This window comes from Arthrobacter sp. 05T423, from assembly GCF_056396245.1.
In genome coordinates, this window is record NZ_JBFTLC010000008.1 from 1 (window position 1) to 25,551 (window position 25,551).

Consider the following 25,551-nt stretch of genomic DNA (forward strand, 5'->3'; position numbering starts at 1 on the left):
GTCGTGAGCTACAACAACGCGACCCGGACAGTGACGCTGAACCCGTCGGTAACCCTGGCGGCGAACCGGACCTACACCATGGCCATATCGTCCGTCCGTGACCTGGCGAACAACCCGTTCCTCTCGCGGAACTGGACCTTCACCACCGGGACGCGGTGATACCTATTAGCCGCTGATCCGAAGTAACCAAGGATGCGGGGACCGCCTGTTGCAGGCGGTCCCCGTTCCGTTGTGCGGTTTGGGGGCCATAATGGCGGTGTGGCTCCCTATCGGCAGAGTCTGAAACTCGCGGCCGCTGCGTCAGTCAGCGCACTGGTGGTTATTGCGTCTGTGGGTTGTGCGCCCTCCCCGGCGGGGGAGCCGCCCTGCTTCCCGCCGGCATACTCGCTGAATCCGTTAGCGGCTAAGCCGGGGGAGAGCGTGACTGTCACAGCGCCGGACGCCGGCTGCAATCCCCGCTACGGCCCTAACGCCCGGATCCAAATCAGCGTGACAGATTCCTCGGGGGCGAAGGTCGTCAACGCCACGTCGGCAATGAACGACGGCGGCGGCTTTTCCTACACGTTCGTCGTCCCCGCCCGGACGGTCGCGGGCGAGGCAGCCGTGACGGCAGTGCCGTACAACATCGACTGGTGCGACGATACCGGCAGGAACAACCGGGCGGCGGGGGCCGCCGTCGATCTCCTGCTGCGGGTCTCGTGTGTATTGCCGGCGAAGGCCTTGACCATAAGCCGCTAGGTCTGCCTCAACTCAACCGGCGGATGGATTCACGCGTGTTTGCGGGCGGATGCTCCTGCCGCTTTGCACTTCGCCCTGATGAAGGACTGGTCCGCCTGTGAAAGCTGGAGTTCGCCGTGCTGGTCCTGGGCGACGTGGCCGCCCGAGACCTGGTGAACCACGTTTGCCACGGTCCGTGGAAGGACAACGCAGCCGGGATTTTCGACGAGCCACTTCCTTGTGGGCTCATCAAGCTCATTCCACCACTGAACAATCGGCCGTTGGGCCATGAGGTGCTCCTCAGATTTGAGACCTTGCATAAATGGACAGCGGCCGCCGGGTTTCGCGCCGTACGGCGCCGCAGGACGTGCAGACATCGGCAAAAAGCATCGCTTACGTACTCATGCCCACCTGCCCTCCATCGCGGCACTGGCCCGTCAACATGTCACTGTCCCGTTCCGGCCACCGCGCTGTGTGGAGGAGGCGTCGACAGGAATTCACGAATTTCTAAAATGGTTAATCAGTAACGAGTGTGGTCCCGATGCCGGGAGGGGTCAAGAGGCATGCGTAACGTCGCGCATCCGCGGCGGCGAAGGCCACTTTCGACGCTCAATCTCTATGCGGGGAACGGCGCGGTGCAGTATCTTTTACAGGCCCGGACGGCCGTGCGGGCGTGCGTTAGCAACGACGCTGCCCCCGCCACAAGGAGTCCCGGATGACACGAAAGGCAATCCGCCCCCTCGTTGATTTCGGTGCCGTAGACCTTGCGACCGCCGGCGGGAAGGGCGCAGCACTGGGTGAACTGCTGCAGCACGGGTTCCCGGTGCCTCCGGGATTCGTCATCACCACGGATGCCTACCGATCGCTGCTCGTCGAGACGGGACTCGGTTCGGCCCTGCACGGCATGGATCACAACATGGCCGACGGCGGCGCCCTCCGCGCGCTGTTCGCCCGCTTTGGCATGCCCGCGGCTTTACGGGCGGAGATTGACGCGGCATACACGGCCCTGGGCAGCGGAGCCGTGGCTGTCCGTTCCAGCGCCACCGCGGAGGATCTGCCCGGGGCAGCGTTCGCCGGCCAGCAGGACACGTTCCTGAACGTCGTCGGCGAGGAGGCCGTGGCCAAGGCGGTCGCGGACTGCTGGGCGTCCCTGTGGACCGACAGGGCCATCGCCTACCGAGGGCGGCAGGGGGACCCGCGGGACCTGGCGATCGCCGTCGTCGTCCAAAAGATGGTGCCGGCCGACGTCGCAGGCGTCATGTTCACGGCGAACCCGGTCACGGGTGAGCGCAGTGAGATCGTTGTGGACGCCAGTTCGGGTCTGGGGGAGGCGGTGGTTTCAGGGAGGGTGACGCCGGAACACTATGTGCTGGCCCGCACGGGCAAGATCCTTAGCTTTGTTCCCGGCGGCGGCGAGGTGGTGATCAGCCCCGACGCAGCCGGCGGCACGCGGGAGCAGCCCGGCAGCCGGAGCGAGGTCCCTTCCCTGACCGCGGACCAACTGAGGGAACTGGCTGGCCTTGCCTGCAGGGCGCAAAAGCATTTTGGCCGGCCGCAGGACATCGAGTGGGCGCTGGCCGGCGGCCGGATCCATGTCCTGCAGTCGAGGCCCATGACGGCGCTGCCGCCGCAGCCGCTGCGGCTCAACGCGGTGCAGCGCCGGGTGGGGCCGTTCTTCGTCGAAATGTTCCAGGAACGGCCCTACCCGTTGGATGTCTCCGGCTGGATGGAGCAGGGGATCCTGGCCATGCTGCACCGGATGGCCGGGAGCGTCGGAGTGCGATTCCCCAGGGTCGAGGAGCTGCTGCCCGAGGAAGACGGCGTGGTGGTCCGGCTGGTGCCGCCCGTTCCCCGCCTCACGGTGCGGACCCTGGCCGCGCCGCTGACCCTGGTCCGCCGTGCGCAGCAGTTCAAGATGGCCGGCTGGAAAAGCGATTCCCGGTTCATCACTTTTCTGGAGCAGGTGGACCGGCTGAACGGACGGGACCCGGAACCCCTGCGCTGGTCAGAGGTTGTGGGCCTTGCGCGGCAATCCTTCACCACGATGCGGGGCATCACCGACCTGCGCAGCGCCTACCTGCCGGGCATCTTCCTGCCGATGCTTCGGCTGCGCCTGATGCTCGTACTGCTGGGCAGGCTGAAGCTGGCCTCCGCCCTGATCGCGGGTGCGGAAACCATGACGAGCCAGGCAAACCGGTCCCTTGAGCAGCTGGCCGCGATGGTTCGTGCGGACCCCGGGCTGGCCAGCGCTTTTGCATCATCCGATGAACCGGCCTTGCTGCAGCTGGTGGAGGCGGATCCGGCACACGCCACGTTCCGTGAGGCGTTCGCTGCGTTCCTGCGCGAATACGGGAACCGTGAAACCGTCAGCGTGGTTCTGAGCAGTTCACCCACCTGGTCCGACGCTCCGGAGGTGGTGCTGGGGCTCGTCAAAGCGCTTCTGGGCCAGCGGCCCCCCACGGCAGACCAGACCGGGGCGGCACTTGCGGAGCTGAAGCGTCATCCGTTCCTTCGCTTCGGGCCCGTCCGGCGGCAGGTGCTGGCCGCCGTCGGCGATGCCCGGGCTGGCATGGCATTCCGCGAGGACAGTCACTTCTACGCCACCAAGGTCATCCCGCCCATGCGCCGCGCGTACCGGGAACTTGGCCGGCGCCTCGTTGCCGCCGGCGTGATTGATGATGCCAGGGACGTCTACCACCTGCGGTTCGAGGAACTGGAGGCAATAACGGACGGCGGTGCGCTGCCGGCTTCCGTCCGGCAGCGTTACCGGCCGCTCGTGCTGGCCAGGGCGGCGAAGCGTAACGAACTCGAGGGCGTTCCGCTGCTGGACACCGCGCTGCTGTTCAGGGACCGCCGTCGCGCAGCCGGCGTCCTGGTCTCCGGCACGCCGGCCAGCCGCGGCCGCGCCGAGGGGCCGGTAAGGATCATCAGGGGACCGGACGAGTTTGGCCGGCTGCGCAGCGGCGACGTCCTCGTTTGTCCGTACACGAACCCGTCCTGGACGCCCCTGTTCCAGCGCGCCGCCGCCGTCGTGGTCGATTTGGGAGGGCTCGGCTCCCATGCGGCAATTGTGGCGAGGGAGTACGGAATCCCAGCGGTGATGGGGACCGGCACGGGGACGGGCATCCTGGCCGAAGGGCAGCGCGTAATCGTGGACGGCAGTGCGGGGACGGTCGTGTCGCCCGGCGCGGACGATTAGGGCCAAAGCTCTGACGAGCCCGCGCGGCGACTACGGCTTGCGTCTGACCAGGTTCGCGGTGCCGTAGGCACGCTGGACCTGGGCCCTGTACTGATAGACCGTGACGCTCTGGACCTCCGGCAGGCCTGGCCACATCGGGGTCAAATCGTACGACTGGGCACCGGTCCGTGCCTTCAGCGGCGCGACCACATACATCTGGGAGGAACTCAGCACCATTTCTCCGGCAGCGTTGGGACCCAACTTGCCGGGGTTGAGGTGCACGTAAAGGTCACCGCCGTCGCCGGTGGAGAAGTCCTCCAGTTCCAACTCCACTTTGGTGGGGGTGACATTCAGGCGAACTGTGCCCTGAGTCGTGGCCGCCTGCGACACGAACTTGCCCGTGAAGATCTGCGACTGCTGGGCGGGCGCTGATGCGGCAGGGGAGGAGGTGGCCGCGGCGGCAGTGGTGCTGGCCCGGCCCTCCGGCTGGTCGGTGTACGTGCACGCTGACAGTGCGACAACCACCAGTAACGAGGACATGGACGATCGAAGCGACTTCATGTTCCCCCAAGAACCGTGTGGCGCCTTCCAAGCCGAACCGGGCCGGGCGCAGTCCTCTGAGTTAACCACACCAACGAAAGCCACTAGCTCGGTGGCGATGCTTGCTAGGGATGTTTAGGGCAGACTGGTGGCGTGAGCGGAATCCCGTGGGTGCTGCACGTCGATCTCGACCAGTTCATCGCGGCGGTCGAAGTGCTCCGGCGGCCGGAGCTTGCGGGCAAGCCGATCATTGTGGGCGGTCGGCGCGACCCCACGGAACGAGCTGTGGTGTCGACCGCATCCTACGAAGCCCGGGCGTTCGGCGTGGGTTCCGGAATGCCCTTGCGCATTGCGGCCCGGAAAGTGCCAGACGCTGTGATTCTCCCCGTCGATCAGGAGGCTTACCTCGCGGCGTCTGAAACGGTGATGGCTACCCTGCGCGCGCAGCCCGGCGCTACGGTGCAGGTGCTGGGTTGGGACGAAGCCTTTGTAGGCACTCAGACAGAGAATCCGGAAGCCTACGCCCGGCAGGTCCAGGCCGCTGTACTGGAGCGAACGGACCTGCATTGCAGCGTCGGCATCGGTGACACCCTGGTCCGGGCCAAGGTCGCCACCGGTTTCGGCAAGCCGGCTGGCGTCTTCCGTCTCACTTCCGGGAACTGGCTCGAGGTCATGGGCAGCCATCCCACCAAGGACCTGTGGGGCGTCGGAGCAAAAGTGTCGGGCCGGCTGGCCAAACTCGGCATCCACACAGTCGCCGAGCTCGCCGCGTCCGACCCCCAGGACCTGGTCCCGGAGTTCGGGCCCAAGATGGGACCTTGGTACGCGGAGCTCGGACGGGGGGATGGAGCCAGCGTTGTGGACGACACCCCGTGGGTTGCCCGCGGGCATAGCAGGGAGACCACCTTCCAGCGGGACCTAACCGAGCCTGCTCAGGTGGACGACGCCGTGAGGGAGCTGACAGCGCGTGTCCTTGAGGATGTTGTGGCCGAGGGACGGCCCGTGGTTGGGCTGACCCTCAAGGTTCGGTACGCGCCGTTCTTCACCAAGACCCACGCGAGGAAGATGCCCGAGACATTCGACCGGAACGTAATCCTCGCGCGGGTCTTAGACCTCGCAACCGGAATCGAAGCGGACCGGCCGATTCGACTCCTAGGCCTGCGGGCCGAAATGGCAATGCCCGACGATGCCCGAAAGGGACACACCCCAACGCGCGGCGGTTGGTGACGGCGTCGCTACGCCTACCGGGTCGGTTGGTTTCGGAGGCGTCAGCGCCAGAGTTCGGTGAGCTGCCCGGCAAGGGCTCTGCCTTGGCTGTAACCAGCTCGGGCGGCGGTCGGACGCAGCGACAGATCCATCGCGTTGGCGCCGAACATGTGCTCGGAATTGCTATCCGGTGAGATCGTTTCGACCCTGCTGCCGCCTGCGCACAGTTCGTCGACCTGCGCTGCAAGCTGCATGCCCCATTCCAGCGGATGCCGTGATCTGCCGCCGAATGGAGACAGCACCAGCACCCGCTCGTAGCCGGCTGCGAGATCCGCATTCTCGTTGCGTCGGTAGCCGCCGTCGATGTATCGACGGCCGCCAATATTGTAGGCGGAGCCACTGGCACAGCTGGCGGCCACGGCGTCCGCCAGGTCGACTCCGCTATGGCGGTCGAACACGACCGGTCCACCGGTAAGGGCATCGACCGCCGTGATAAGCACCGTTCGCTCCGGCCAGTGCTGGCTGGGCAGCCGGGCGGCGACGGTGGCGCGCCACTGCGTTCGCCCGGAGCCGTCCGACGCCGCCTCCATCTCGATTGCCGCCGCACCCATTCTGCGGCGCATGTCGGCCGCATCCTCGGCGGCGGCGATGATTCGGCTCGTTCTCTCCAGATGGTTCGTCGCGGACCTAATCGGAACGCGTCCACCGTCGGAGCCGGCCGGACCAGTTCGCTGCTGGGGCGCAGCGGCAAGGATGGCGGCAAGCAGTTCGGTGGGGGTGACGCTAGCGATCTGGGCCGCGGCAGTCGATCCGGCCGAGGTCCCGATGGTCAGGTCGGCGTCGGTCACGTCCAACCCGGCGTCGAACAGGCCGGCGATGACGCCGATCAGCCACGCGTTGCCTGTCGATCCGCCGCCACCGAGGACCAACGCTCGCCCGCCAGCGGCGCGGATCCGCTTTGTGGCCTCGACCTGCGGCTGATACTGGTCGGACCTCGGCTGGCCAGAGGCTGTCGCCGAGGTGTAGTGCAGAGTTGAAAAAGGTGTTGTGTTCATGGGAGTCGCCTTTCGCGAATTGCCTGTTGGGCGCTCCCGGTGGCGACTAGCTCAGTCGCGCGATCGTGGACTGCAAGGGAGCACCCAGTGCGGATACTACGTTCATGGGTCTCACCTCCTGCCTATGTGTCACGATCGGCAAGACGTTAGCACGCCGGCGGCCAAGTACGCAATCGGTCGGCATCAGCCCACATGTCTCGGGGAGGATCCCCCTGACGGGCGGTCGCCCCGCTCTGTAGCTGAGGCCAACGGTTCGCCGCCGGCCCAAGATGCTTGGGCTTATCCTTCCGCGGCGTCTGCGGCGTTTGGGGAGAATGGAACCATGGAATTCAACCGGCTGATGCAGATCCGGCGCATTTATGCGCAGCGTGCTGCCCTGGAGCTTCCTAGGGGCAAGGAGATCGTCGAACGCTGGCCGGATGCCGACGTCGTGCTTGTCGAGAACCACTGGAACATCCCGGAGTTGCACGGTGATGAAACGAACGTGCCGCGCTGGTCCCGGATCAAGACTGAGGCGCTGGTCCTCGGCGTAAAGAAAGCGCTGACCGTCAAGCCGACCCCAGATCCGCGGACTTCATTGCGCCATCAACCGCCAACGGCTGCGCCATGGCATGCGCCTACTGCTACGTGCCCCGGAACAAGGGGTACAGCAACCCGGTAACCGTGTTCGCGAACATCGAACAGATTACTGGGGCGCTCGAGCGGCACGCCACCCGCCAGGGCCTGAAGCTGGAGCCCAACCAGTGCGACCCTGAACTCTGGGTCTACGACATCGGTGAGAATAGCGACTGCTCCGTCGACGCGCTGATCAGCGACAACGTGGAGGATCTCGTCACGCTCTTCCGCGACTTGCCCACCGCCAAGCTGACAGACGCCGCGAAGGCCCAGCTCGCGGCGGAAGTCATCTTCCTGACCCACAACGAGCGGCTCCACGAGGTAAACCTGGGGTGGCATCCGCAGGCGGAGAAAGTGCTGTGGCGTCCGGACCTCCAGGAATCGAAGGTCTCCTCCAATGGCTTCACTAACGTCCGCTACCCCTCAAGAACCAAGGCGGGCTATGTGCGGCAGCTGACCGCGCTTATTGAGAAGATCGCGCCTTACTGCCGCATCCGCTACGCGTTCTGAGGCGAAGCGTGTCCCCAGCGGGTTACCGTCGACGACAAAGTGCCGGTTGAAAAGCCATGACGCCACGGTAACGCGAGGCCACGAAGAGGAATGAGTGGGGGCGGCGGTGCGTCCCGTCTAGACTTCTGGGCCGCTTCAACAGAAGTGCTCCGCAGGCTAAGGTGACGGAGTGTTAGCTCCCCGAAAAGGACAGGCCTCAGCCGCCAGTCCATTGGCGGCAAAACAGTCCATTTCTCGGATGTTTAGTATCAACGGTAGATGTTCGCTGTTATCATGCCCCACGAGCCGCCCGCGCCCGAAGACCAAAGCGACGCGAACGGCCACCGCGACGTTTGTTGCCGTGGCGGCCCTTTTGGGCCTTATGTCATGCAGTGCAGGAGAGCCCCCCGCAAGCCAACCCGCATCGGTTACTCCACCGGCAGGGCCACCGGCAAAGACAAGCCCGGCCATCCAAGCCAGTACTCCTCTTTCGAACCGGCTTCCGACGGACAGCCCACCGATTACGGGGGAGACAGTTCCATGGACTCTGGTGAGAATCGACAACGAAGCAAACCGCATCTACCTGTCAGTCGGACAGGTTAGCTGTGCTGTTCCGTCTGTGGTCCACCTCCAGGAAACGGCCACGGAGATCATCATCGCGGTCACCGGTGCGCAGTCTTCGGCACCGTTCGGTAGCCCGTGCACCGCGCAGAAAGTGAGCCTCGTCGGATACGTTCAGCTCAACGGGCCGGTCGGCGGACGCCGAATTGTGGGAAACACCGCATAGGAGGCTGTGGCCCTTTCGGCGTCACCGGGATCGATTTAGGTCACCAGTCGCCACGGGAGGACCCGTGGGAAGCTCCGGCCACGTAGGCAAGAGGCCGCGAGCTTCCTGTTTGCCAAGGCGCGGTTTCGGGGTCCGGCTGACGTTGCTTGCAGGGCTGGCAGGCGCGGGCATGGTGGCCGGAGCCTTCGTAGCTGATCGGGGTTGGTCCTCACGTGTCGAGCGTCAGCCTTTCGAGGACGCGGGCGTAGTTTTGTTCCAGCGTTGGATTTGCTACCGCGAGACGTCGGATAGCGACTCGAACTACGTCAACGGCGGACCTGGAGATGCGAACCCGCGGGTGTGCCTCCTCGATCACCTCCCAGTGGGCGCCTGCAATGGTGTGTGTTAGGACATCTCCGTAGAACATGCCGATTGGCCGAACCAATCCAGCCAGTGCATGCTCGCCGCCGTCGTCGTCAATGAGAGCGTCAATGGCTGCGAGACCACGCTCTGTGCGCGGCAGTGCCTGGCCTCCTTCTTGGAAAAGGAAGAGAAGTTCATCGTATCCGCCGACGTTGGTTACCGGGAGAGCAGAGACTTCCGGAGGCTCCGGCATGTACCCGGCGTATCTTCTCGGCATCCCGGTTGGCAGTTTTTGCAGCGGTTCGCTGGGTTCATCAGGGGAACTCATGCGCCTAGCCTAAATCGCCGATCTGTGCTGGCGAATAGCTTCTAGACTCCGGCCCCGGAGGAAGGCTGAGCGGACAGCTTGTACCCAGAGGGGCGTGCGAGCGTAGACAGCACTTACTCCACCGGATAGCTTCAGGTCATGGGCATGCTTCCGCGGCCGGTGCTGACGTCGGCAGTTCGGCGCCCGTTGGCGGTAACGGCGTTGAGTGCTGTGCTGACCCTGGCCGTCGCCGGCTGCGCTTCGGAGCCGGCGGCGCCGTCCACATCGGAAAGTGCGTCACTGCCGGGAAATATCCCGGCCGAGCTCTGGAACCARGGAACTCCGGACCCYCTTCRGCCAGTGGGACTGGCTGGGATMAMGCCAACGGARCCGCTGGTCGCCACRTCCTATGAYGAGGGSACCGACATACCCGTGAGCACCTGCCTGGATGAGCCGCTGGGCGATCGCGAGCTGCTGCACCTCGCCGATCACGGAACAATGCAGATCCTCACGCACGCACAGCGGTCTTCGGGTTCACCCCTGACTCTGGGCAAGGTGGGTGCCCCCCTTGGAAACGGGACCGGGTCCACGACGACGACCTCGCCAATGTCTACCGCCTGTGGCTGACCGAGCAATCAGCCAAAATGAGGCTGATGGCCTAACCAGCAGCAGGTTGTTTAATTCCAAGGCTGTATCAAGTGGGCGCCACCCTCCTATCGGGCGTTTTCCTACCTTTCGAGCCTGATTTCCTCGGGGTGGCGTGCCGCGAGACTTCCGAGCAGGCGGAGAGCGTGGTCAGTGGAGGATCCCGGTTCGGCTGTGAAGCCAACGAATTGGAGCCCCGGATCGGTCATGAGCTGCATGGCTTCGTAACTGAGATCGAGGTCGCCCACCTCCGGGTGGTGGAAGAGTTTCTTGCCGGCAAGGTGTATCCGCACGTCGTGGGCTTCCCAGAGGGCCACGAATTCGCTGCTGCCGTTTGAGAGCTCGTCGATGAGGCTGCGGAGGGCTCGATCGGAGGGCACGCGCCCTGATTCGGCGCGGAGCAGAGCGACAATTTGCTCGGCCGAGTCGTTCCATTCGCGGTAGGCAACCCTGCCCCGGGGATCGAGGAAGAGGAAACGGGCGAAGTTCACGGGCTCATGAGGCTCCACAAACATCTCAGAGAAGAGCGCACGCCCGAGCGTGTTGGTGGCAACGACGTCCGTCCTCCCGTTCTGTACGATCGCGGGAAACGTCATGGCGTCCAGGATCTGCCGGGTGCCGGGACGGATCTGATGGGTGCGGGAGGCGGGCTTTCGTTGCGGTGTCCTCGTGCCCCGGTTCGCGGCGCGGACCAGGTCGTACAGGTGGGCGTGCTCGGCGTCGTCGAGCTTGAGCGCGCGGCTGATGCCGTCAAGGATGGCGTCCGAGATGCCGGATGCGTTGCCCCGTTCAAGGCGCACGTAGTACTCAACGCTCATTCCCGCGAGCAGGGCCACCTCTTCGCGGCGGAGCCCTGGCACACGGCGGCGGCCTCCGAAGTCGGGCAGTCCAGCGTCGGCAGGGGTCAGCCGCGACCGGCGCGTAACAAGGAACTCGCGGATGTTGGCGGCGGTGGTCATGCTTCAAATCTACGTCAGCCCTCCCCTCCGAGGGGGGCCCGCTTATTAACCCTATAGAGCGGGTCTGCCTCCGGCCTGTGGGTTCTCCTTTACTGGATCTATCACCTCATCGGATGGGCGACTTACCACAGCGGGCACTGGCGGACCAGGCCTACGAGACCCCCGCCCGCCGTTCCCGGCTTCGTTCTTCCGCGGCCAGGGACGAAGCCCGGCCTTCGTCGACTATCTCGAAGAATCCCTGGGCTTCGTCGAAGCCCACTAGACAACACCAGAACACCTCTCATCGAAAGGGAACACACAATGAAGACCGCACGCCTTGGAAACCTTGAAGTCTCCGCCATCGGACTCGGTGCCATGACTATGGCCGGCACCTACACCAGCGAGGGCACTCTGGATAACGCGGAGTCAATCCGTACGATCCACCGCGCCCTCGATCTCGGAGTCACCCACATCGACACGGCCGAGATCTATGGACCGTTCCTGAGCGAAGAGATCGTGGGCCAGGCGATCAAGGGACGCCGGGACCAGGTCAAAATCGCCACGAAGTTCGGCCTGGTCTCCCACTTCGACGGCGGCCCCGGCGTGATCGATAGCAGCGCCGCGAACGTCAAAGCCGCCGTCGAGGGCTCCCTGAAGCGCCTGGGCACCGACCACATCGACCTCTACTACCAGCACCGGGTCGACAAGAACACGCCCATCGAGGAAACCGCAGGCGCCGTTGCGGACCTGATCGCTGAGGGCAAGGTGCTGCACTTCGGCCTGTCCGAGGCCTCCCCGGACACCATCCGCCGGGCACACGCCGTCCAGCCGGTCACGGCATTGCAGACGGAGTACTCCCTGTGGACCCGCGACGTGGAGGAAATGATCCTGCCGCTGCTGCGCGAACTCGGCATCGGCTTCGTCCCATATTCACCGCTCGGTCACGGCCTGTTGACCGGTCAAATCCGCTCCGTGGATGACTTCCCCGACGACGACTGGCGCAAGACCAACCCACGCTTCACCGGCGAGAACTTCCACCGGAACCTCGCGATAGTCGACGAGGTGAAGGCCATCGGCGCCGAGGTCGGAGCAACCCCCGCACAGACTGCCCTCGCCTGGCTGCTGACCCGAGGCAACGACATCGCCCCGATCCCCGGCACGCGCCGGGTCACCCGGGTCGAGGAGAACACCGCGGCCGACAGCATCGAACTCACCGCCGACCAGCTGAACCGGCTGAACATGCTCCGGCCGGCCGCCGGAGAACGCCACGACGAGACCAACATGGCCTCGATCGACCGCTGATCCGAAGAGACAGGACACGACCCCCACTGGATTTTTGGGGCTGAACGTCAGCCCCGGTGTGGGATGCCGTCTTTGGACCGCCCATCCAATGTATGCCGACCTGCCCAACGACCTCCAAACCCGAACTGGTCTCAGGGAACCGTGGAAGACCCAGTCGAAGTCCGGTTTGACGACTATAGGAGCATGGTCGGTGGGAGCCGGTGGCCCCCGCGACATCGGCCACTGGCCCCCACCGGCAATCAGCAAGCCTGTAGTAGCTCACGGTAGTTCTGCCATATGGCTGCCAGGTTCTTCTGTGCCAGCGCATGCACCTAGGGCGCTGGATGTGCCATATCCAGATTGTCACCCTCAATCAGGCAATGCCGGAGGTCCTTAGCCGCCAGCTGGGAGTGCAGCTCGTAGGCAACACTGGTCTTACACACCCCGGAGCGGCCTCCTAGGAACAGGACCTCGCTTGGTTCAGTCACCCCTTGAGTATTGACCACGAGAGGAATCAGAGCGAGGTGCGCTATTTGTCACCTCGCAGCCCGCAAGTGGATCGTTTACCGGACGGTCTCTCGACCCCCTTGCCTAACAGTTCAGGCCTATTGGGCCGATTCGGGCGTCAGTCTTTCTTCATTTCCTCGGCGAGCATCACGAGGATTCCGCTGGGACCGCGGAGGTACGTGAGTTTGTAGACGTCAGCGTAGGTCGCGACGCCGCGTAGCGGATAGCATCCGTGCTTTGCAGCTACCTCAAGGGCCTTATCGATGTCGTCTACCGAGAAGGCCACGCGGTGCATGCCAATGTCGTTGGGACGCGTCGGGTGCGACTCGATCGCCTCGGGATGGATGTATTCGAAGAGCTCAAGTCGACCATGACCGTCTGGGGTCTGGAGCATCGCAATTTTGGCGTGGTTTCCATCAAGTCCAACCGCAGTATCAGTCCACTCGCCGCTGACCGTGTCACGGCCGATGACCGTAAGACCGAGATCGGTGAAAAAAGCGATTGCTGCTTCGATGTCGCGAACAGCGATACCCACATTCTCTAATTTGATGGCCATGCGTTGAAAGCTACCAAGGCCGAGCGATTAGCTCCAGTGGCGAGGCGCCGCCGTCGGTTCGTTGGCCGATGGACTACCGGACGTCTGAACTTGTGTCCAGCGGAAGTCGTAGTCCTCGTCCAGGCCGCTTGAAAGCCATATATCCTCGGCGTCCGACTCGCTGAGATCTTTGCTCAGCGCGCTGTCGTCGCCGTTGATGTGGTCCTCACCGATGGTGCAACAGCAGTCCTCGCCGTGCACATCAGATTGCCGACGACCTCGGCGAACGTGAAGGCATGAAGGTCGCCAAGGCAAAGGGTCGGCCGGCTATGCGGGAAGCAGCCCAAACTCCCAATCACTCAGTAAGCACGCCTGGTCAAACTCCATGAAGCCGGCCTTGGCGCGGGCGTAGAGCCCGCTCCCGGCGCCGGAAAAGAATGTTCACCCCGCCGTCGTGCGCGCCCTAATCAGCCCGAGACAGGCCACCGCCGCCGCGACTGACACCACCGTGACGATGCCGAACGGGAGGGCGTTGTCCGCTCCGCCGATACCCACCAGCGGTGCGGCGACGCCGCCGAAGGCGAACCTGGCCAGGCCAAGCAGCGACGACGCGGTGCCGGCAATGTCCGGGTACCCCTTCAGCGCAAGCGAGGTCGCCGGCGGGCTGGCCGCCGCGACACCACCAACCATCGTGAACAGGGACAGGATCACCGCAATCAGGGGCAGGTGCAGGAGCGCAGTGACAAGCAGCCCAAGGGAACCGGCAGTTGCCATTGCCAGTCCGATCACCAGCGTCGCCTTCTCGGACCACCGTTCCGCAAGCCGGCCGCCGAGGAAGCCAAAGATCATGAACCCCAGCGAATTCAGGCCAAACGCAAACGAGTAGCCCTGCGGCGAAAGCCCGTACATGCCCTGCAGGACGAACGTGGCGCCGCTGAGGTAGGCGAAGATCGCCGAGTACGTAAAGCCAGTGATCAGCACAGCGCCGACGAACACTCGGTCCGCAAGCAGGCGCCGGAAATCCTGCAGGGTGTGGGCAAACCCGCCTGCCGCCCTCCGCCGGGCCGGCAGTGTCTCCTTGAAGATCACGAGGCAGGCCACCAGAATGGCCACGCCGACGCCTGCGAGGAACAGGAAGACGCCACGCCAGTCGGTAACGGCGGCCAGCTGGCCGCCGATGACCGGACCAACGATCGCTGCCAGCCCGCCGAGCACAGTCAGGCGGCCGTAGTACCGGAGGAGCTTTGCGCCCTCGTACACGTCCCGGCCTGCTGCCTGCGCAATTACGATGCCCACGGCGCCGGCCAGGCCCTGCACGAACCTGGCTGCGATCAAGGTTTCAACCGTGGGGCTGACTGCACAGAGAACGGAGGTGACCGTGTACGCGGCAACACCGATCAGCAGGGGGATCCGGCGGCCAAATCGGTCCGACAGAGGACCCGCAATCACCTGGCCGATGGCCAGGCCGAGCAGGCAGGCCGTTATGGTCAGCTGCGCCGTGGACGTGGAACTCCGCAGTTCCGCCGTCAGCGCCGGCAGGACCGGCAAATACAGGTCCATGGAAATCGGACCAAAGATAGTCAGCAGGCCAAGGACAATTGCCAATGGCCGTCCGACTGCCTGTTCGCGCGTGGTCACCGGAGCGTCGGTCACAGTCACGCTGCCTCCGTTCAGGGGGTAAGGGGCTGCCGCCAGTTCGACGGCGGGTGATGGGGGTGCGGTTCCACCTAACCAGCGTTTACAAGGCTGTGGGAGTCCCTGCTGGTACCCCCTCCACGAGGGACTCCCACCGCACGGCCTACCCCTGCATCGTGGAAACGGTGTGCTCCCTATAAACAACCTGCTGCAGAGCCTCAAACGGCGAGGCCCAGGCCGCCAGGATCTCCTTTGCGGCAGGGACCGCCCCGAGGGCGAGAGCCTGCCGGTGGGCCTCGTCCAGCACCTCCCGGAGGAGCACCCGCTGCCCGGTCTGCGAAGACTTCACCGCGGCCTCGACCATGGCCAGGCTGAGCACGTTCGCGTGGATTTCACCCGAGGGAACCTCACCGGTCCGCAGGCTCCGGACGAACTCGGCCAGCGCCCCGGCGATCTCCTCCGGGGCCTCAGAATCCGGCAGCCCGCCGTCGTCCTCCACCGCCCCGGCAACATGCTCCGCGACCGGCGCGCCGGCGCCGTCCCACGCCGCGGTTCCATTGGCACCGTTGATCCGCCAGCTGCCGTTCCACGAGGTCTCCAGCCCGTCGGCGCACCAGCTTCCGGTGTAGATGAAGCGCGCACCGCCGTCCATCTCGAAGACGGCCGTGGCAGCCGCGGCCCCGGCATACCAGCTCCAGCCGGGGTTGAACTCCTCGCAGTAAACAGAAACCGGGTTTTCGCCGAGGAGGTACCGGGCGGCGTCGAAAGCGTGGATTGCCATGTCCACCAGCAGCACGTGTTCCATCTCCTCCCGGAAGCCACCGAAATGCGGCGCCTTGAAGAAGTTGCAGGTGAGCAGCCCAATCTCGCCGAGCCGGTCAGCCTGCCGCTTGAAGCCGGCGAGCGTCCGGAAGTAGCGGCGGGACTGGCTGATCATCAGCAGCTGGCCGGTTGCCTCCGCCACCGCGGCGAGGGATAGGGCCTCCGCGACCGTCGGCGCCGCGGGCTTCTCGCACAGCACGGGCAGCCCCAGGAAGTTCGCCTCGACGTTCACCGGATGGTGTGCGGCGGGGACCGTCACGTTGACCACCGCCTGTGCTCCGACGTCGGCCGCCAGCTCGGGCAGGCTCGTCGCCACCGGTACGGAACCGAGGCCCAGGTCGGCCAGCGCGTCCCGTGCCGCCTGCGGGTTGAGGTCCACCACGCCCGCCAGTTCGACGTCGGCCGACTCACCCAGCAGCCGCAGCCAGGCCCGGCCCATCCCGCCGGCCCCCACCTGCACCACTCGGACGGGCGCTGAAGGATCAGGCAAAGTAGCGAAGCGGCTCAATTGGCCATCGCCCCCTCGTAGCTGTGGCCGGTGTAGAACGCCTCGGTTTCGTACCGCAGCAGGACCGGGTCCGTCCGCTCGGGCCGCACCGTCCGGGCCCATTCCACGCCGTTGGCGATGACCCTCCGCACGTCCTTGTGGTGGTAGACCGGGTAGTCCTGGTCGCCGGGGGAGAAGAAGAAGATCTTGCCGTAGCCCCGCTTGAACGTGCACCCGCTGCGGAACACCTCGCCGCCGGAGAAGGTGCTCAGGAAGATCAGCTCATCGGGGGCGGGGATGTCGAAGTGCTCGCCGTACATCTCCTGCTCCGGAATGATGAACGGATGCGGCACGCCCTGTGCGATCGGATGCGTCGGGTCAACGGTCCAGACGATCTCGCGGTCCCGCTCCGAGCGCCAGCGCAGCGTGCAGGTGGTGCCCATGAGCTTTCCGAAAATCTTCGACCAGTGCCCGGAGTGGAGCACCACAAGGCCCATGCCGGCCAACACGTGCCGGTGGACGCGCTCCACCACCTCGTCCGCCACCTCGCCGTGGGCGGCGTGGCCCCACCAGACCAGGACGTCCGTGTTCCGCAGCCGCTCCTCGGTGAGGCCGTGCTCGAAATCATCGAGGGTCACCGTTGCCACCTGGGCCCGCGCGCCGAGGTTCTCCTCGATGCCTTCGCGGATGGTGTTGTGCATGCCGTCCGGGTAGATCTGTGCCACGTGCGGCTGATGCTGTTCGTGGCGGTTTTCGCCCCAGACGGTGACGCGCAGGGGAGTGTGGTTCTCAGTCATGAATGGTTCCTTAGGTTTGAAAGCAGAATGGGTTACTTGACGGCGCCGCCGGTGGCCCCGGCCGCGATGTATTTTTGTGCCAGGACCAGCAGCACGATGGCCGGCAGTGAGGACAGCACCGCCGTCGCCATCACGGCACTCCAGTTGGAAACCTGGGTTCCCAGGTATTGGTAGATGCCCAGCGTCACGGGCCGCACGTCCTCGGTGGTGGTCAGCGTGAGGGCGAACAGGAAGTCGCTCCAGGAGAAAAGGAAGGCGAAGAGGCCCGCGGTGATCAGCGAGTTGCGGCTGATGGGCAGCACGATCGAAACGAACGCCCGGACCAGGCCGGCGCCGTCCACCCTCGCCGCCTCCACGATGCTGGGCGGGATCCGCATCATGAAGGCCCGCATGATCAGGATTACGAAGGGGATGGCGTGGGTCGAGTCGGCCAGGATCAGCCCGGGGATGGAGTTGAGCAGGCCGAGGTCGTTGTAGGCCGCGTAGAGGGCGTTGGCGATCACGATGCCGGGGATCATCTGCGAGATGAGGATCGCCAGCAGCGCGGCGTTGATCCAGCGGAACCGGAACTGCGCCAGCATGTATGCGGCAGGGGCTGCGACGGCCAGGCTGAACACCACCGTTCCGAGCGAGATGGCGAGGCTGGTGAGCAGGTTGGGGCCCTGCTGCGCGATCGCCTTCTCATAGCCCTCAAAACTGGGGTTCAGCGGCAGGAAATCCGCGGTGAGCGTGTTGCCGGACGGCTGCAGCGATGCGTTGACCATCCAGTACACCGGGAAAAGCATCACCGCGAGGAGCAGAAGTCCGACGGCGGTGTGCCCCAGCTTGGGCCGGCTGGCCTTCCGCGGCCGCAGTCCGGCCGCCGCGGAGCGCGCCGTCGTTGTATTCAGGGTTGTCATGGGTCCTCTTACTCGTCGACCGCACGGCGGTTCATGCGGAGGTAGACCACCGCAAACACCAGTGAGATCAGGATCAGGATGTTGCTGAAGGCAGCACCGACGCCGAACTGGAAGTTGACGAACGACTCCTGGTAGGAGCGCACGGCGAGGGTCTGGGTGGCGTTCGCGGGCCCGCCGTTGGTCAGGCCGAGGATGATGTCCAGCACCTTGAGCGTGTAGACAACACCCAGGACCAGGACCACGCTGACCACCGGCCGCAGGTTGGGCCAGGTGATGTGCCAAAACGCCTTCCAGCCCGTCGCGCCGTCAACCGCGCCCGCCTCATACAGCTCCTCCGGAATCTCCTGAAGGCCGCCGTAGAGCAGCGTGACGTTGAAGGGAATCCCCACCCAGACGTTGACCAGAACCACGGCCAGCAGCGCCACCGAGGGGCTGGTCAGCCAGGGGACCGGTTCCTGGATGACGCCGAGGTTCCGCAGGAAGGCGTTGAGGATGCCGCTGTCCTGGTCGAGGATCGAGCGCCAGGTGGCACTGGAGACGATCAGGGGTAGGAGCCACGGCAGCAGCAGCATCGAACGCAGGAACCCGCTCAGCGGGAACCGCCGCTTGAAGAAGCTGGCCAGGGCCAGGCCGATCACAAACTGGCCGGCGATCGAACCCAGCGTGAACAGTGCCGTGTTCAGCATCGCCGGGGCGAAAAGGGTGCTTCCGACGGCGGTCGCATAGTTCGCCAGGCCCACCCAGGGTGCTTCTCCGGTGAAGAAAGTACGGGTGGTGTACTCCTGCAGGCTCATCACGACGTTCTTCACCACGGGGTAGCCGAAGAACAGCAGGAGGAAAAGCCCAGCAGGGGCCAAAAAGAGGGCCTGGACCAGGCGCTCCCGGCGGAAGCCCCGCCGTCGTCCATCCCGTTCCGGTGTGCCCGCGGGGGCGGGGGAGAGCCCTCCCGGCGCCGGGCTGGTTGTCAGGGTCGGCACGTCTCTGCCCCCTCGCCGGACTGCGCGGTGGGTGCTTGACTCATCCCGGGCCTACTTTCCTTCGGCCTTGGTGAAGGCCTCCTGCGGGGACGCCTGGCCGGTAAGCGCCAGCTGGATCGCCGTGTACATGACCGTCGCCGTCTTGGGCCATTCCTTGCCGAGCTTGCCCGTCCGGGACCGGGCGTTTCCCACCTGCTCGGTGAACGCGGCCATCTCCGGAACGGCCTTCACGTACTCACCGGCAAGCGCAGTCTTGGTGGGCACCGTGAAGCGCTCCTTGGCCAGGGCAAGCTGGTTTTCGTCGCTGCTGATGCACTGCACCAGTTCCGCGGACTTGGCCTGCTTGGCCTTATTGCCGGTCTGCGGCACGGTCCAGACCTCGCCGCCCAGCGGGGCAACGGGGGTCTGCCCCTGTTCGTTGACCGGGACCTGGACAGCCTGCCACTTGATGTTCGGCGTCTTCGCCAGCGACGGGATCTGCCACGGGCCGTTGATCATCATGGCGGCCTTGCCTGCGGCGAACTGGTCCCGCACATCGGCTTGGCTCCAGTTCACAACGCTCTTGGATGCTGAGCCCGAGGACACCAGGCCGTTCAGGAAGCTCAGCGCCTCCGCCACCTTGGGGCCCTTCAGGTCGGTTTCCTCCCCGCCGTTGGTCCACATGAAGGGAAGGAACTGCCAGCTGCCTTCATAGGTGGCGATTGCGGAGAACGCCAGTCCGAAGCGGTCGCCGGTGGTCAGCTTTTCTGCCGCCGCCTTCAGCTCATCCCAGGTCTTGGGCGGCTGGATGCCGGCAGCGGCGAGCATGTCCTTGTTGTAGAACAGGCCCAGCGTGTTGGCGGTGGGGGCCAGGCCGTACACCTTGCCCTCGTAGGTGGCGGCATCCAGCATGCCCTGCGCAAAGCCGGAGGTGTCCACGCCGAAGTCGTTCAGCGGGGCCAGTCCGCCGGTCGCGGCGATCTCCTGCACGTCCGGGTTGTCCAGCATCAGCACGTCCGGCAGGGTCCGGGAGCTCGACCGCTGGAGGACCTTCTGGATGAGGTCCTTGCCGGGGACGGTCTCGCGCTTGAGCGTCACGCCCAGCTGCGCGGCGCACTTGTCCAGCGCGCCCTGGATGTGGGTCTTGTCCGGTTCGTTGTTGTAATAGTCCAGGACGGTGAGCGAGTCGACCTTCTGGTTTGCGGCGGCCTGGCTGCTGCCCCCGCCACAGGCGGTGAGGGCAAGGGGTGCGATGGCGGCCATGGCCATCAGGCAGGTAAGTGATGCTTTCTTCATGGGGGCTCCTTTGCCGTGCTGTATTTTCCGGTGTTTGGTTATGGGTATCCCGTGTTGGGCTGGTGCCGGGCGCAAGGGATCGTCCGGGCGGCCCGCGGCCACTAGGTTGGCGGGTCTTCGTGGTTGGTTCTGGTGTCAGGAACGACGGCCGGCTATGCGCCGGCCGGCACGCTCTGCCACTGGGCCCAGATGGCGGCGGAGGACTCCATGGCGAAGACGTAGCCGATAACGGCCTATCCGCAGCTGGGTTCTGCAGTGTGGGACGTCATCGTCCTCCTGTCGAAGGTGAGCCCGGTGGGGAACCGGGCAGTTAAGCGGTTAACTCTTTAGCCAAAGCCCGAAACAGGATCAATGTGCCGGGGGAGGTCGGAACAACTTTGCACGGCACGGCGAGGGGTTGTCAAGGAAAAAGTTAACCGCTTTACTGGAGACCTGTCCGGTTCCCCGAGTCTGAGCTGAAAGAGGCGTGCTGTGCCCACCATGAGAGACGTTGCGAGGCTGGCGGACGTCTCGATCGCCACGGTGTCGTTTGTCATTAACGACTCCAAGCCGGTTGCCCCGGCCACCAGGGCAAGGGTCGAGGAGGCCATGCTGCAGCTCGGCTACCGCCGGAATGCCCTCGGGCGCGCGCTGGCCAGCAAGCGCACCCGGATCATTGCCCTGCTGTACCCGGCGCTTCAGCGGCGGCTCAGCGAGACCGCCGTGAAGTTCTTCACCAGCGCGACTCAGACGGCGAAGGACCTGGGCTATAACCTCGTGCTGTGGCCCATCAGCAATGACGCAGAACAGGTTGACGAGCTTATCTCCAGCGGATTCATCGACGGTGTCCTGCTCATGGAGGTGCAGCTGGACGATGCCCGGGTGGAGCGGCTGCGGCGTTCCACCCTGCCGTTCGCCCTGATTGGGCGCACGCGGCATCCTGAGGAACTGCCATACGTGGACGTTGACTTTGAGAATTCCATGATCGAAGCCGTTACCTACCTGGCGGGGCTGGGCCACCGCCGGTTCTGCTTCGTTGACAGCGGCGGGGCCGAGCATGCCTTGAGTGGCTACGGCCCCGTGGTGCGGACCCGGGCGACGTTTGCCGAGGAAGTGCAGCGCCGGGCGCTGGAATCCATCCACATCTCGTGCGAGGAATCGCCGATATCAGGTCAGGGCGCCGCCGAACGGCTCCTCGAAACAGCCCCCGAAACCACGGCAGTGATCCTCATGAACGACAACGCCTCGTTCGGCTTCATCAATGGCCTGAACAAGCACGGCGTCGACGTGCCCGGCGACATGTCAGTCCTCCTGATCGGCTCAACCCCGGATGTGGCCGCCACGACTGATCCGCGGCTGACCGTGCTCACACTGCCCAGCACGGAGCTGGGGCGCATGGGCGTGGAAACGCTCGTCGACCAGCTCGAGGAACGGGGCGGCCCGATGCGCCAGGCTGTGGTGATCTGCCGCTTCGAAGAAGGTCAGTCGACGGGGCCGGCACAGCGAAAGCCGTCGACGGCGGCGGAAGGGTGAGCCGGGTTCCGCACCGTCACGCAGCTCAGTCCTCCGGCTCGCCCAGCCCGCGGGCGGCCAGTGCCTCGCCTGTATGGCGGGCGTACGCAACGGTGGTGATGAACACCGGCAGGACGAGTGCGCGCGGGTTGCGTTCAAGTCCGCGGGCACGCGCCGAATCCCGGACGTCAGCGAACGCCCCGGCGATAAAGGGAATGCTCCGCAGCATGATGGCGATGGTCAGGGCAAAGCGCTCGGGATCCGCGCCGAAGCGTCGGAACGGGCGGGCCAGCGAAACCACGCCGTCGAGTAGCCGGTGCAGCGGCGTGGTGGCGGTCAGCAGCGAGGCCGCCACGACGCACAGCAGGATGTTCAGGACGATCCGCGCCGCAACGGGCCCGCCCAGTTGCCACCACTGGAACGCGCCGATCACCAGCAAAATGGGAAGCAGCGGGCGGACCGCGCGGAAAAGGCGCACAGGCCCGGCGCCGCTGAGCAGGAACAGCACGCACAGAACGGCGAGGGCCGCGGCAGCCAGCCGCCAGTCGACGATCAGGAACGAGGCCATTCCGCAGGCCAGGACCAGCAGGAATTTCAACCACAGCGGCATGCGGTGGATCAGGGACGCGCCGGGCACGTAGTTAGCGAGCAGGAAGCCGTGGCCCCTCACCGGAAGTCCCCGTCCGGCAGGCTCCGGGCAGAGAGCGAGCGGTAATGCTCGACGGCGGCGGCAGCACCGCCGTCGTACGCTATCCGTCCGGATTCGACCACCAGGACCCGGTCCATGCCCAGCGCGAGTTCCAGGTCATGGGTGGACATGACGATCTGCTGGCTGAGGCCGGCCAGGGTGCGGCGGAGCAGCTCGCGGTTACGGAGGTCCAGGAGCGTGGAGGGCTCGTCCAGCACGAGCACCCCGGGTTCCACGGCCAGCACGGATGCCAGGGCGAGGAGCTGCCGCTCACCGCCGGAGAGTTCATAGATGCTCTGGTCAGCCAGCGGCAGGAGTCCGAAACGGGCCAGCGCGGCGGTGGCCTGCTCGCGGCGTTCCTTGCCGTGCCGCACCGAACGCCGGAGAGACAGCTCCACGTCCTCGCGCCCGGTGGGCATGACCAGCTGGGAGAGCGGATCGGTGAAGACAAACCCCACCTGCTGGCGCACCGCGCGCACGTTCCGCACCGTGTCGGCGCCATTCACGGTCACGGTCCCTTCGGTGGGAGCCACGAGGCCGTTCAGCAGGCGGAGCAGGGTCGACTTGCCGGAACCGTTGGCCCCGATCACGCCGATGCGTTCCTCGGTGAGCTCCAGCGAGATGTCCTGCAGCAGGACCTTGGGGTCAGGGCAGCCATCAACGGCCACGCTGACCCCTGCGTTCCTGAGGGAAATGGTGCTCACTGCTGGGTGGGGGCTTCCGGCGTGAAGGCTTCCGGTGTGGTGGCTTCCGGCGTGGCGGTTTTCCGGGGGAGCGGCCGGACGCGGCGGACGAGGAGGTCGGGGAAGGCCTTGTGCAGGGCGATGGCCACGGTGACGGCGAGGACGTTCTTGATGATGTCGCCCGGGTAGAACGGGAGGTCGGCGAGGAACGCCTTGGAGAAGTCGAGCTTGGCGTTGACCATCATGCCCGCGATGCCGAGCCCGTGGACCAGCACAATGCTGGTGGCCATGGCGGAGACAAACAACAGCGCGGCTCGGAACTTCACTGTGCGGCGGATAACGACGGCGGCCAGCCACCCCACCGCTGCGGCGGCGAGGGGGAAGGCGATGATGTAGCCGGCCGACGGGCCGGCCAAGATGCCCAGGCCGCTGCGGCCGCCGCTGAAGATGGGCAGCCCGGCGAGGCCGAGAAGGGTGTAGAGCCCGACGGCGGCGAAGGCCCGGCCCGGCCCGAGGGCAAGCCCGGTCAGCATCACGGCGAGAGTCTGGAGCGTGATGGGGACGCCGAGGCCGCCAACCGGGATGGCCGCCACCACGGCCGATCCGGCCACCAGCGCGGCGAAGACGGCAATGAGCCCTAGGTCGGTGGCGTTCCAGCGGCTGCGCTTTGCCGGCTGGAGGGTGCCGGCGGAATGGGTCTGGGTCATGGGAGGTCCTGTCGAGGCGGTACAAACAATTATCAGCTGGTCTCGACGTTACTGGCCCGGCTACGGGCGCATTTTGTTGCTGTCCTACAAGGGGAACGGTCCGCCGCCTAGCCCTGGGCACAAATACTCCGGTCCTGCAGGCGGTGAACCCGTGTTCCAGCCGGGTTGCACCGGCCGGTAGACTTGAAAGGGCCGTTCTCCGGCTCGCATCCCCGGTGTTCCGTTTTTTCGCCGGCCGGCATGCACCCCGCCGTGCTGCGGCATTCCCTGTTGTGAAAGGCCTTACCTGCTGTGATTACCGTTCAGGATCTTGAACTCCGCGCCGGCGCCCGCCTGCTCATGGACCAGGTGAGCTTCCGGATCGACAAAGGCGACAAGATCGGCCTGGTGGGCCGCAACGGTGCCGGCAAGACCACGCTGACCCGCGTGCTGGCGGGCGAGGGCCTTCCTGCCGCCGGCAAGGTGACCCGCAGCGGCGAAATCGGCTACCTGCCCCAGGATCCCCGGACGCCGGACATGGAGCAGCTGGCACGGGACAGGATCCTGTCCGCCCGGGGCCTGGACGTCGTCGTCGGAAAGCTGAAGCTGGCCCACGACGAGATGGCGAGCGACGACGCCGCCGTCCAGCGCAAGGCGATGAACCGCTACGACCGGCTCGAATCCGAGTTCCTGGCCGCCGGCGGCTATGCTGCCGAAGCCGAGGCGGCAGCCATCTGCTCGAACCTCGCCCTGCCGGACCGTCTGCTGAACCAGCCCCTCAAGACCTTGTCCGGCGGCCAGCGGCGCCGCGTGGAGCTCGCCCGCATCCTGTACTCGGACGCCGAGACCATGCTGCTCGATGAGCCCACCAACCACCTGGACGCCGATTCCATCGCCTGGCTGCGTGACTTCCTCAAGAACCACCAGGGCGGACTGATCGTGATCAGCCACGACACCGAACTGCTCGAAGCCACCGTTAACAAGGTGTTCCTACTGGACGCCAACCGGGCCCAGATCGACTTCTACAACATGGACTGGAAGCGCTATCTGACTCAGCGCGAAACAGACGAACGCGCCCGCAAGCGGGAACGCGCCAACGCCGAAAAGAAGGCCCAGGTCCTGTTCGACCAGGCCAACAAGATGCGTGCCAAGGCCACCAAAGCCGTTGCTGCGCAAAACATGGCCAAGCGCGCAGAGCGCCTCCTCAGCGGGCTGGAAGCAGTGCGCGAAAACGACCGCGTGGCCGCCCTCCGTTTCCCGGATCCGTCCCCTTGTGGAAAGACCCCGCTCACAGCAGAGGGCCTGAGCAAGTCCTACGGTTCGCTCGAAATCTTCACCGACGTGGACCTCGCCATCGACCGCGGCTCCAAGGTGGTCATCCTCGGCCTCAACGGTGCCGGCAAGACCACCCTGCTGCGGATGCTCGCCGGGGTTGACCGTCCGGACACCGGCGACATCGTTCCCGGGCACGGCCTCAAGGTCGGCTACTACGCCCAGGAACACGAGACTCTGGACGTCGACCGCACCGTCCTGGAAAACATGCGCTCCTCCGCGCCGGACATGAAGGACGCGGAGGTCCGCGGTATCCTGGGCTCGTTCCTGTTCTCCGGCGACGATGTCGACAAGCCCGCCGGCGTGCTCTCCGGAGGTGAGAAGACCCGTTTGGCGCTGGCCACCATCGTGGCCTCCAGCGCGAACGTTCTCCTGCTGGACGAGCCCACCAACAACCTCGACCCCGCCAGCCGCGCGGAAATCCTGGGCGCACTGCGCAACTACACCGGCGCCGTCGTCCTGGTCAGCCACGACGAAGGCGCCGTTGAGGCCCTCAACCCGGAGCGCGTGGTACTGCTGCCCGACGGCGTTGAGGACCTCTGGAACGAGGACTACCTGGACCTCATCACCCTGGCCTAGTAGCACCGTGGCGGCTGGTCGTCGGCGTTGAAGACCCTGGGCAAGCGACTGCCCGGAC

The 25,551-nt window shown here is 65.6% G+C and carries 23 protein-coding genes and 1 pseudogene; 9 read left to right on the forward strand and 15 right to left on the reverse strand.

Going from position 1 to position 25,551, the window contains the following annotated elements; all coding sequences use genetic code 11:
• Nucleotides 1–3 precede the first annotated feature (3 nt).
• Nucleotides 4–159, forward strand: a complete 156-nt coding sequence (locus AC1DFE_RS08445) for an Ig-like domain-containing domain (RefSeq protein ID WP_476905576.1) — start codon at nucleotides 4–6, stop codon at nucleotides 157–159.
• 261 nt (nucleotides 160–420) lie between these two features.
• Nucleotides 421–738 carry a hypothetical protein gene (locus tag AC1DFE_RS08450; protein WP_476905451.1) on the forward strand — a complete coding sequence of 106 codons (318 nt, stop codon included), beginning with the start codon at nucleotides 421–423 and terminating at the stop codon, nucleotides 736–738.
• Nucleotides 739–767: 29 nt separating this feature from the next.
• Here the strand turns inward: AC1DFE_RS08450 and AC1DFE_RS08455 are convergent, their stop codons facing one another.
• Nucleotides 768–1,007, reverse strand: a complete 240-nt coding sequence (locus AC1DFE_RS08455; protein ID WP_476905452.1) for a hypothetical protein — start codon at nucleotides 1,005–1,007, stop codon at nucleotides 768–770.
• 425 nt (nucleotides 1,008–1,432) lie between these two features.
• On the opposite strand from AC1DFE_RS08455, the gene AC1DFE_RS08460 reads away from it, so the two are divergent.
• Complete coding sequence (locus AC1DFE_RS08460; RefSeq protein WP_476905453.1) at nucleotides 1,433–3,916, forward strand: PEP/pyruvate-binding domain-containing protein; 2,484 nt, start codon at nucleotides 1,433–1,435, stop codon at nucleotides 3,914–3,916.
• 30 nt (nucleotides 3,917–3,946) lie between these two features.
• Here the strand turns inward: AC1DFE_RS08460 and AC1DFE_RS08465 are convergent, their stop codons facing one another.
• On the reverse strand, nucleotides 3,947–4,456 hold the full coding sequence (locus AC1DFE_RS08465; RefSeq protein ID WP_476905454.1) for a DM13 domain-containing protein: 510 nt from the start codon (nucleotides 4,454–4,456) through the stop codon (nucleotides 3,947–3,949).
• A gap of 132 nt (nucleotides 4,457–4,588) precedes the next feature.
• Here AC1DFE_RS08465 and AC1DFE_RS08470 point away from each other — a divergent pair, with 132 nt between their 5' ends.
• On the forward strand, nucleotides 4,589–5,662 hold the full coding sequence (locus tag AC1DFE_RS08470; protein WP_476905455.1) for a DNA polymerase IV: 1,074 nt from the start codon (nucleotides 4,589–4,591) through the stop codon (nucleotides 5,660–5,662).
• 41 nt (nucleotides 5,663–5,703) lie between these two features.
• Here the strand turns inward: AC1DFE_RS08470 and AC1DFE_RS08475 are convergent, their stop codons facing one another.
• Complete coding sequence (locus tag AC1DFE_RS08475) at nucleotides 5,704–6,696, reverse strand: patatin-like phospholipase family protein (RefSeq protein WP_476905456.1); 993 nt, start codon at nucleotides 6,694–6,696, stop codon at nucleotides 5,704–5,706.
• Between the two features lie 322 nt (nucleotides 6,697–7,018).
• Here AC1DFE_RS08475 and AC1DFE_RS08480 point away from each other — a divergent pair.
• Nucleotides 7,019–7,821 (forward strand): annotated as a pseudogene (locus AC1DFE_RS08480) (spore photoproduct lyase family protein).
• 529 nt (nucleotides 7,822–8,350) lie between these two features.
• On the forward strand, nucleotides 8,351–8,587 hold the full coding sequence (locus AC1DFE_RS08485; protein ID WP_476905457.1) for a hypothetical protein: 237 nt from the start codon (nucleotides 8,351–8,353) through the stop codon (nucleotides 8,585–8,587).
• Nucleotides 8,588–8,795: 208 nt separating this feature from the next.
• Here AC1DFE_RS08485 and AC1DFE_RS08490 read toward each other — a convergent pair whose 3' ends face one another.
• Nucleotides 8,796–9,257 (reverse strand): DUF6278 family protein, encoded by a 462-nt coding sequence (locus tag AC1DFE_RS08490; protein ID WP_476905458.1) that lies wholly within the window; start codon nucleotides 9,255–9,257, stop codon nucleotides 8,796–8,798.
• A gap of 707 nt (nucleotides 9,258–9,964) precedes the next feature.
• Complete coding sequence (locus tag AC1DFE_RS08495; RefSeq protein WP_476905459.1) at nucleotides 9,965–10,840, reverse strand: helix-turn-helix domain-containing protein; 876 nt, start codon at nucleotides 10,838–10,840, stop codon at nucleotides 9,965–9,967.
• A 300-nt stretch (nucleotides 10,841–11,140) separates the two neighbouring features.
• Here AC1DFE_RS08495 and AC1DFE_RS08500 point away from each other — a divergent pair, with 300 nt between their 5' ends.
• Nucleotides 11,141–12,121, forward strand: a complete 981-nt coding sequence (locus tag AC1DFE_RS08500; protein ID WP_476905460.1) for an aldo/keto reductase — start codon at nucleotides 11,141–11,143, stop codon at nucleotides 12,119–12,121.
• Between the two features lie 604 nt (nucleotides 12,122–12,725).
• On the opposite strand, the gene AC1DFE_RS08505 is transcribed toward AC1DFE_RS08500, so the two are convergent.
• The 7 genes from AC1DFE_RS08505 to AC1DFE_RS08535 form a co-directional block, all read right to left on the reverse strand.
• Nucleotides 12,726–13,163 carry a VOC family protein gene (locus AC1DFE_RS08505; RefSeq protein ID WP_476905461.1) on the reverse strand — a complete coding sequence of 146 codons (438 nt, stop codon included), beginning with the start codon at nucleotides 13,161–13,163 and terminating at the stop codon, nucleotides 12,726–12,728.
• 420 nt (nucleotides 13,164–13,583) lie between these two features.
• Entirely contained in the window at nucleotides 13,584–14,795 is a 1,212-nt protein-coding gene (locus AC1DFE_RS08510) for a multidrug effflux MFS transporter (protein ID WP_476905577.1), read from the reverse strand.
• Between the two features lie 145 nt (nucleotides 14,796–14,940).
• Complete coding sequence (locus AC1DFE_RS08515) at nucleotides 14,941–16,089, reverse strand: Gfo/Idh/MocA family protein (RefSeq protein WP_476905462.1); 1,149 nt, start codon at nucleotides 16,087–16,089, stop codon at nucleotides 14,941–14,943.
• Between the two features lie 14 nt (nucleotides 16,090–16,103).
• A complete protein-coding gene (locus AC1DFE_RS08520; protein WP_476905463.1) occupies nucleotides 16,104–16,883 on the reverse strand; it encodes a ThuA domain-containing protein in 780 nt (259 codons plus the stop codon).
• Nucleotides 16,884–16,915: 32 nt separating this feature from the next.
• The gene (locus AC1DFE_RS08525; protein ID WP_476905464.1) at nucleotides 16,916–17,782 is read right to left on the reverse strand and encodes a carbohydrate ABC transporter permease; all 867 of its coding nucleotides are present in this window, start codon (nucleotides 17,780–17,782) and stop codon (nucleotides 16,916–16,918) included.
• Between the two features lie 8 nt (nucleotides 17,783–17,790).
• Entirely contained in the window at nucleotides 17,791–18,759 is a 969-nt protein-coding gene (locus tag AC1DFE_RS08530; protein ID WP_476905465.1) for a carbohydrate ABC transporter permease, read from the reverse strand.
• A gap of 51 nt (nucleotides 18,760–18,810) precedes the next feature.
• On the reverse strand, nucleotides 18,811–20,034 hold the full coding sequence (locus AC1DFE_RS08535) for a sugar ABC transporter substrate-binding protein (RefSeq protein ID WP_476905466.1): 1,224 nt from the start codon (nucleotides 20,032–20,034) through the stop codon (nucleotides 18,811–18,813).
• A gap of 480 nt (nucleotides 20,035–20,514) precedes the next feature.
• Between AC1DFE_RS08535 and AC1DFE_RS08540 the strand changes: the two genes are divergently transcribed.
• Nucleotides 20,515–21,546, forward strand: a complete 1,032-nt coding sequence (locus tag AC1DFE_RS08540; RefSeq protein ID WP_476905578.1) for a LacI family DNA-binding transcriptional regulator — start codon at nucleotides 20,515–20,517, stop codon at nucleotides 21,544–21,546.
• Between the two features lie 25 nt (nucleotides 21,547–21,571).
• Here the strand turns inward: AC1DFE_RS08540 and AC1DFE_RS08545 are convergent, their stop codons facing one another.
• From AC1DFE_RS08545 to AC1DFE_RS08555, 3 genes are read right to left on the reverse strand one after another with little or no spacing between them, the layout of a single operon-like run.
• Nucleotides 21,572–22,195 (reverse strand): energy-coupling factor transporter transmembrane component T family protein, encoded by a 624-nt coding sequence (locus AC1DFE_RS08545; protein ID WP_476905467.1) that lies wholly within the window; start codon nucleotides 22,193–22,195, stop codon nucleotides 21,572–21,574.
• Nucleotides 22,192–22,917: an energy-coupling factor ABC transporter ATP-binding protein gene (locus AC1DFE_RS08550; RefSeq protein WP_476905468.1), complete on the reverse strand. Its 726-nt coding sequence runs from the start codon at nucleotides 22,915–22,917 to the stop codon at nucleotides 22,192–22,194. The genes AC1DFE_RS08545 and AC1DFE_RS08550 overlap by 4 nt, the downstream gene beginning before the upstream one ends.
• Nucleotides 22,914–23,603 (reverse strand): biotin transporter BioY, encoded by a 690-nt coding sequence (locus AC1DFE_RS08555; protein WP_476905469.1) that lies wholly within the window; start codon nucleotides 23,601–23,603, stop codon nucleotides 22,914–22,916. The genes AC1DFE_RS08550 and AC1DFE_RS08555 overlap by 4 nt, the downstream gene beginning before the upstream one ends.
• Before the next feature lie 291 nt (nucleotides 23,604–23,894).
• Between AC1DFE_RS08555 and AC1DFE_RS08560 the strand changes: the two genes are divergently transcribed.
• The gene (locus AC1DFE_RS08560) at nucleotides 23,895–25,493 is read left to right on the forward strand and encodes an ABC-F family ATP-binding cassette domain-containing protein (protein WP_476905470.1); all 1,599 of its coding nucleotides are present in this window, start codon (nucleotides 23,895–23,897) and stop codon (nucleotides 25,491–25,493) included.
• The last annotated feature ends 58 nt before the right edge of the window (nucleotides 25,494–25,551 follow it).

Bases quoted from the DNA above. Each gene is read 5' to 3' on its own strand.
- AC1DFE_RS08455 (WP_476905452.1), bottom strand. From the start codon at position 1,007: ATGGCCCAACGGCCGATTGTTCAGTGGTGGAATGAGCTTGATGAGCCC.
- AC1DFE_RS08460 (WP_476905453.1), top strand. From the start codon at position 1,433: ATGACACGAAAGGCAATCCGCCCCCTCGTTGATTTCGGTGCCGTAGAC.
- AC1DFE_RS08465 (WP_476905454.1), bottom strand. From the start codon at position 4,456: ATGAAGTCGCTTCGATCGTCCATGTCCTCGTTACTGGTGGTTGTCGCA.
- AC1DFE_RS08475 (WP_476905456.1), bottom strand. From the start codon at position 6,696: ATGAACACAACACCTTTTTCAACTCTGCACTACACCTCGGCGACAGCC.
- AC1DFE_RS08490 (WP_476905458.1), bottom strand. From the start codon at position 9,257: ATGAGTTCCCCTGATGAACCCAGCGAACCGCTGCAAAAACTGCCAACC.
- AC1DFE_RS08495 (WP_476905459.1), bottom strand. From the start codon at position 10,840: ATGACCACCGCCGCCAACATCCGCGAGTTCCTTGTTACGCGCCGGTCG.
- AC1DFE_RS08500 (WP_476905460.1), top strand. From the start codon at position 11,141: ATGAAGACCGCACGCCTTGGAAACCTTGAAGTCTCCGCCATCGGACTC.
- AC1DFE_RS08505 (WP_476905461.1), bottom strand. From the start codon at position 13,163: ATGGCCATCAAATTAGAGAATGTGGGTATCGCTGTTCGCGACATCGAA.
- AC1DFE_RS08520 (WP_476905463.1), bottom strand. From the start codon at position 16,883: ATGACTGAGAACCACACTCCCCTGCGCGTCACCGTCTGGGGCGAAAAC.
- AC1DFE_RS08525 (WP_476905464.1), bottom strand. From the start codon at position 17,782: ATGACAACCCTGAATACAACGACGGCGCGCTCCGCGGCGGCCGGACTG.
- AC1DFE_RS08535 (WP_476905466.1), bottom strand. From the start codon at position 20,034: ATGAAGAAAGCATCACTTACCTGCCTGATGGCCATGGCCGCCATCGCA.
- AC1DFE_RS08540 (WP_476905578.1), top strand. From the start codon at position 20,515: ATGAGAGACGTTGCGAGGCTGGCGGACGTCTCGATCGCCACGGTGTCG.
- AC1DFE_RS08555 (WP_476905469.1), bottom strand. From the start codon at position 23,603: ATGACCCAGACCCATTCCGCCGGCACCCTCCAGCCGGCAAAGCGCAGC.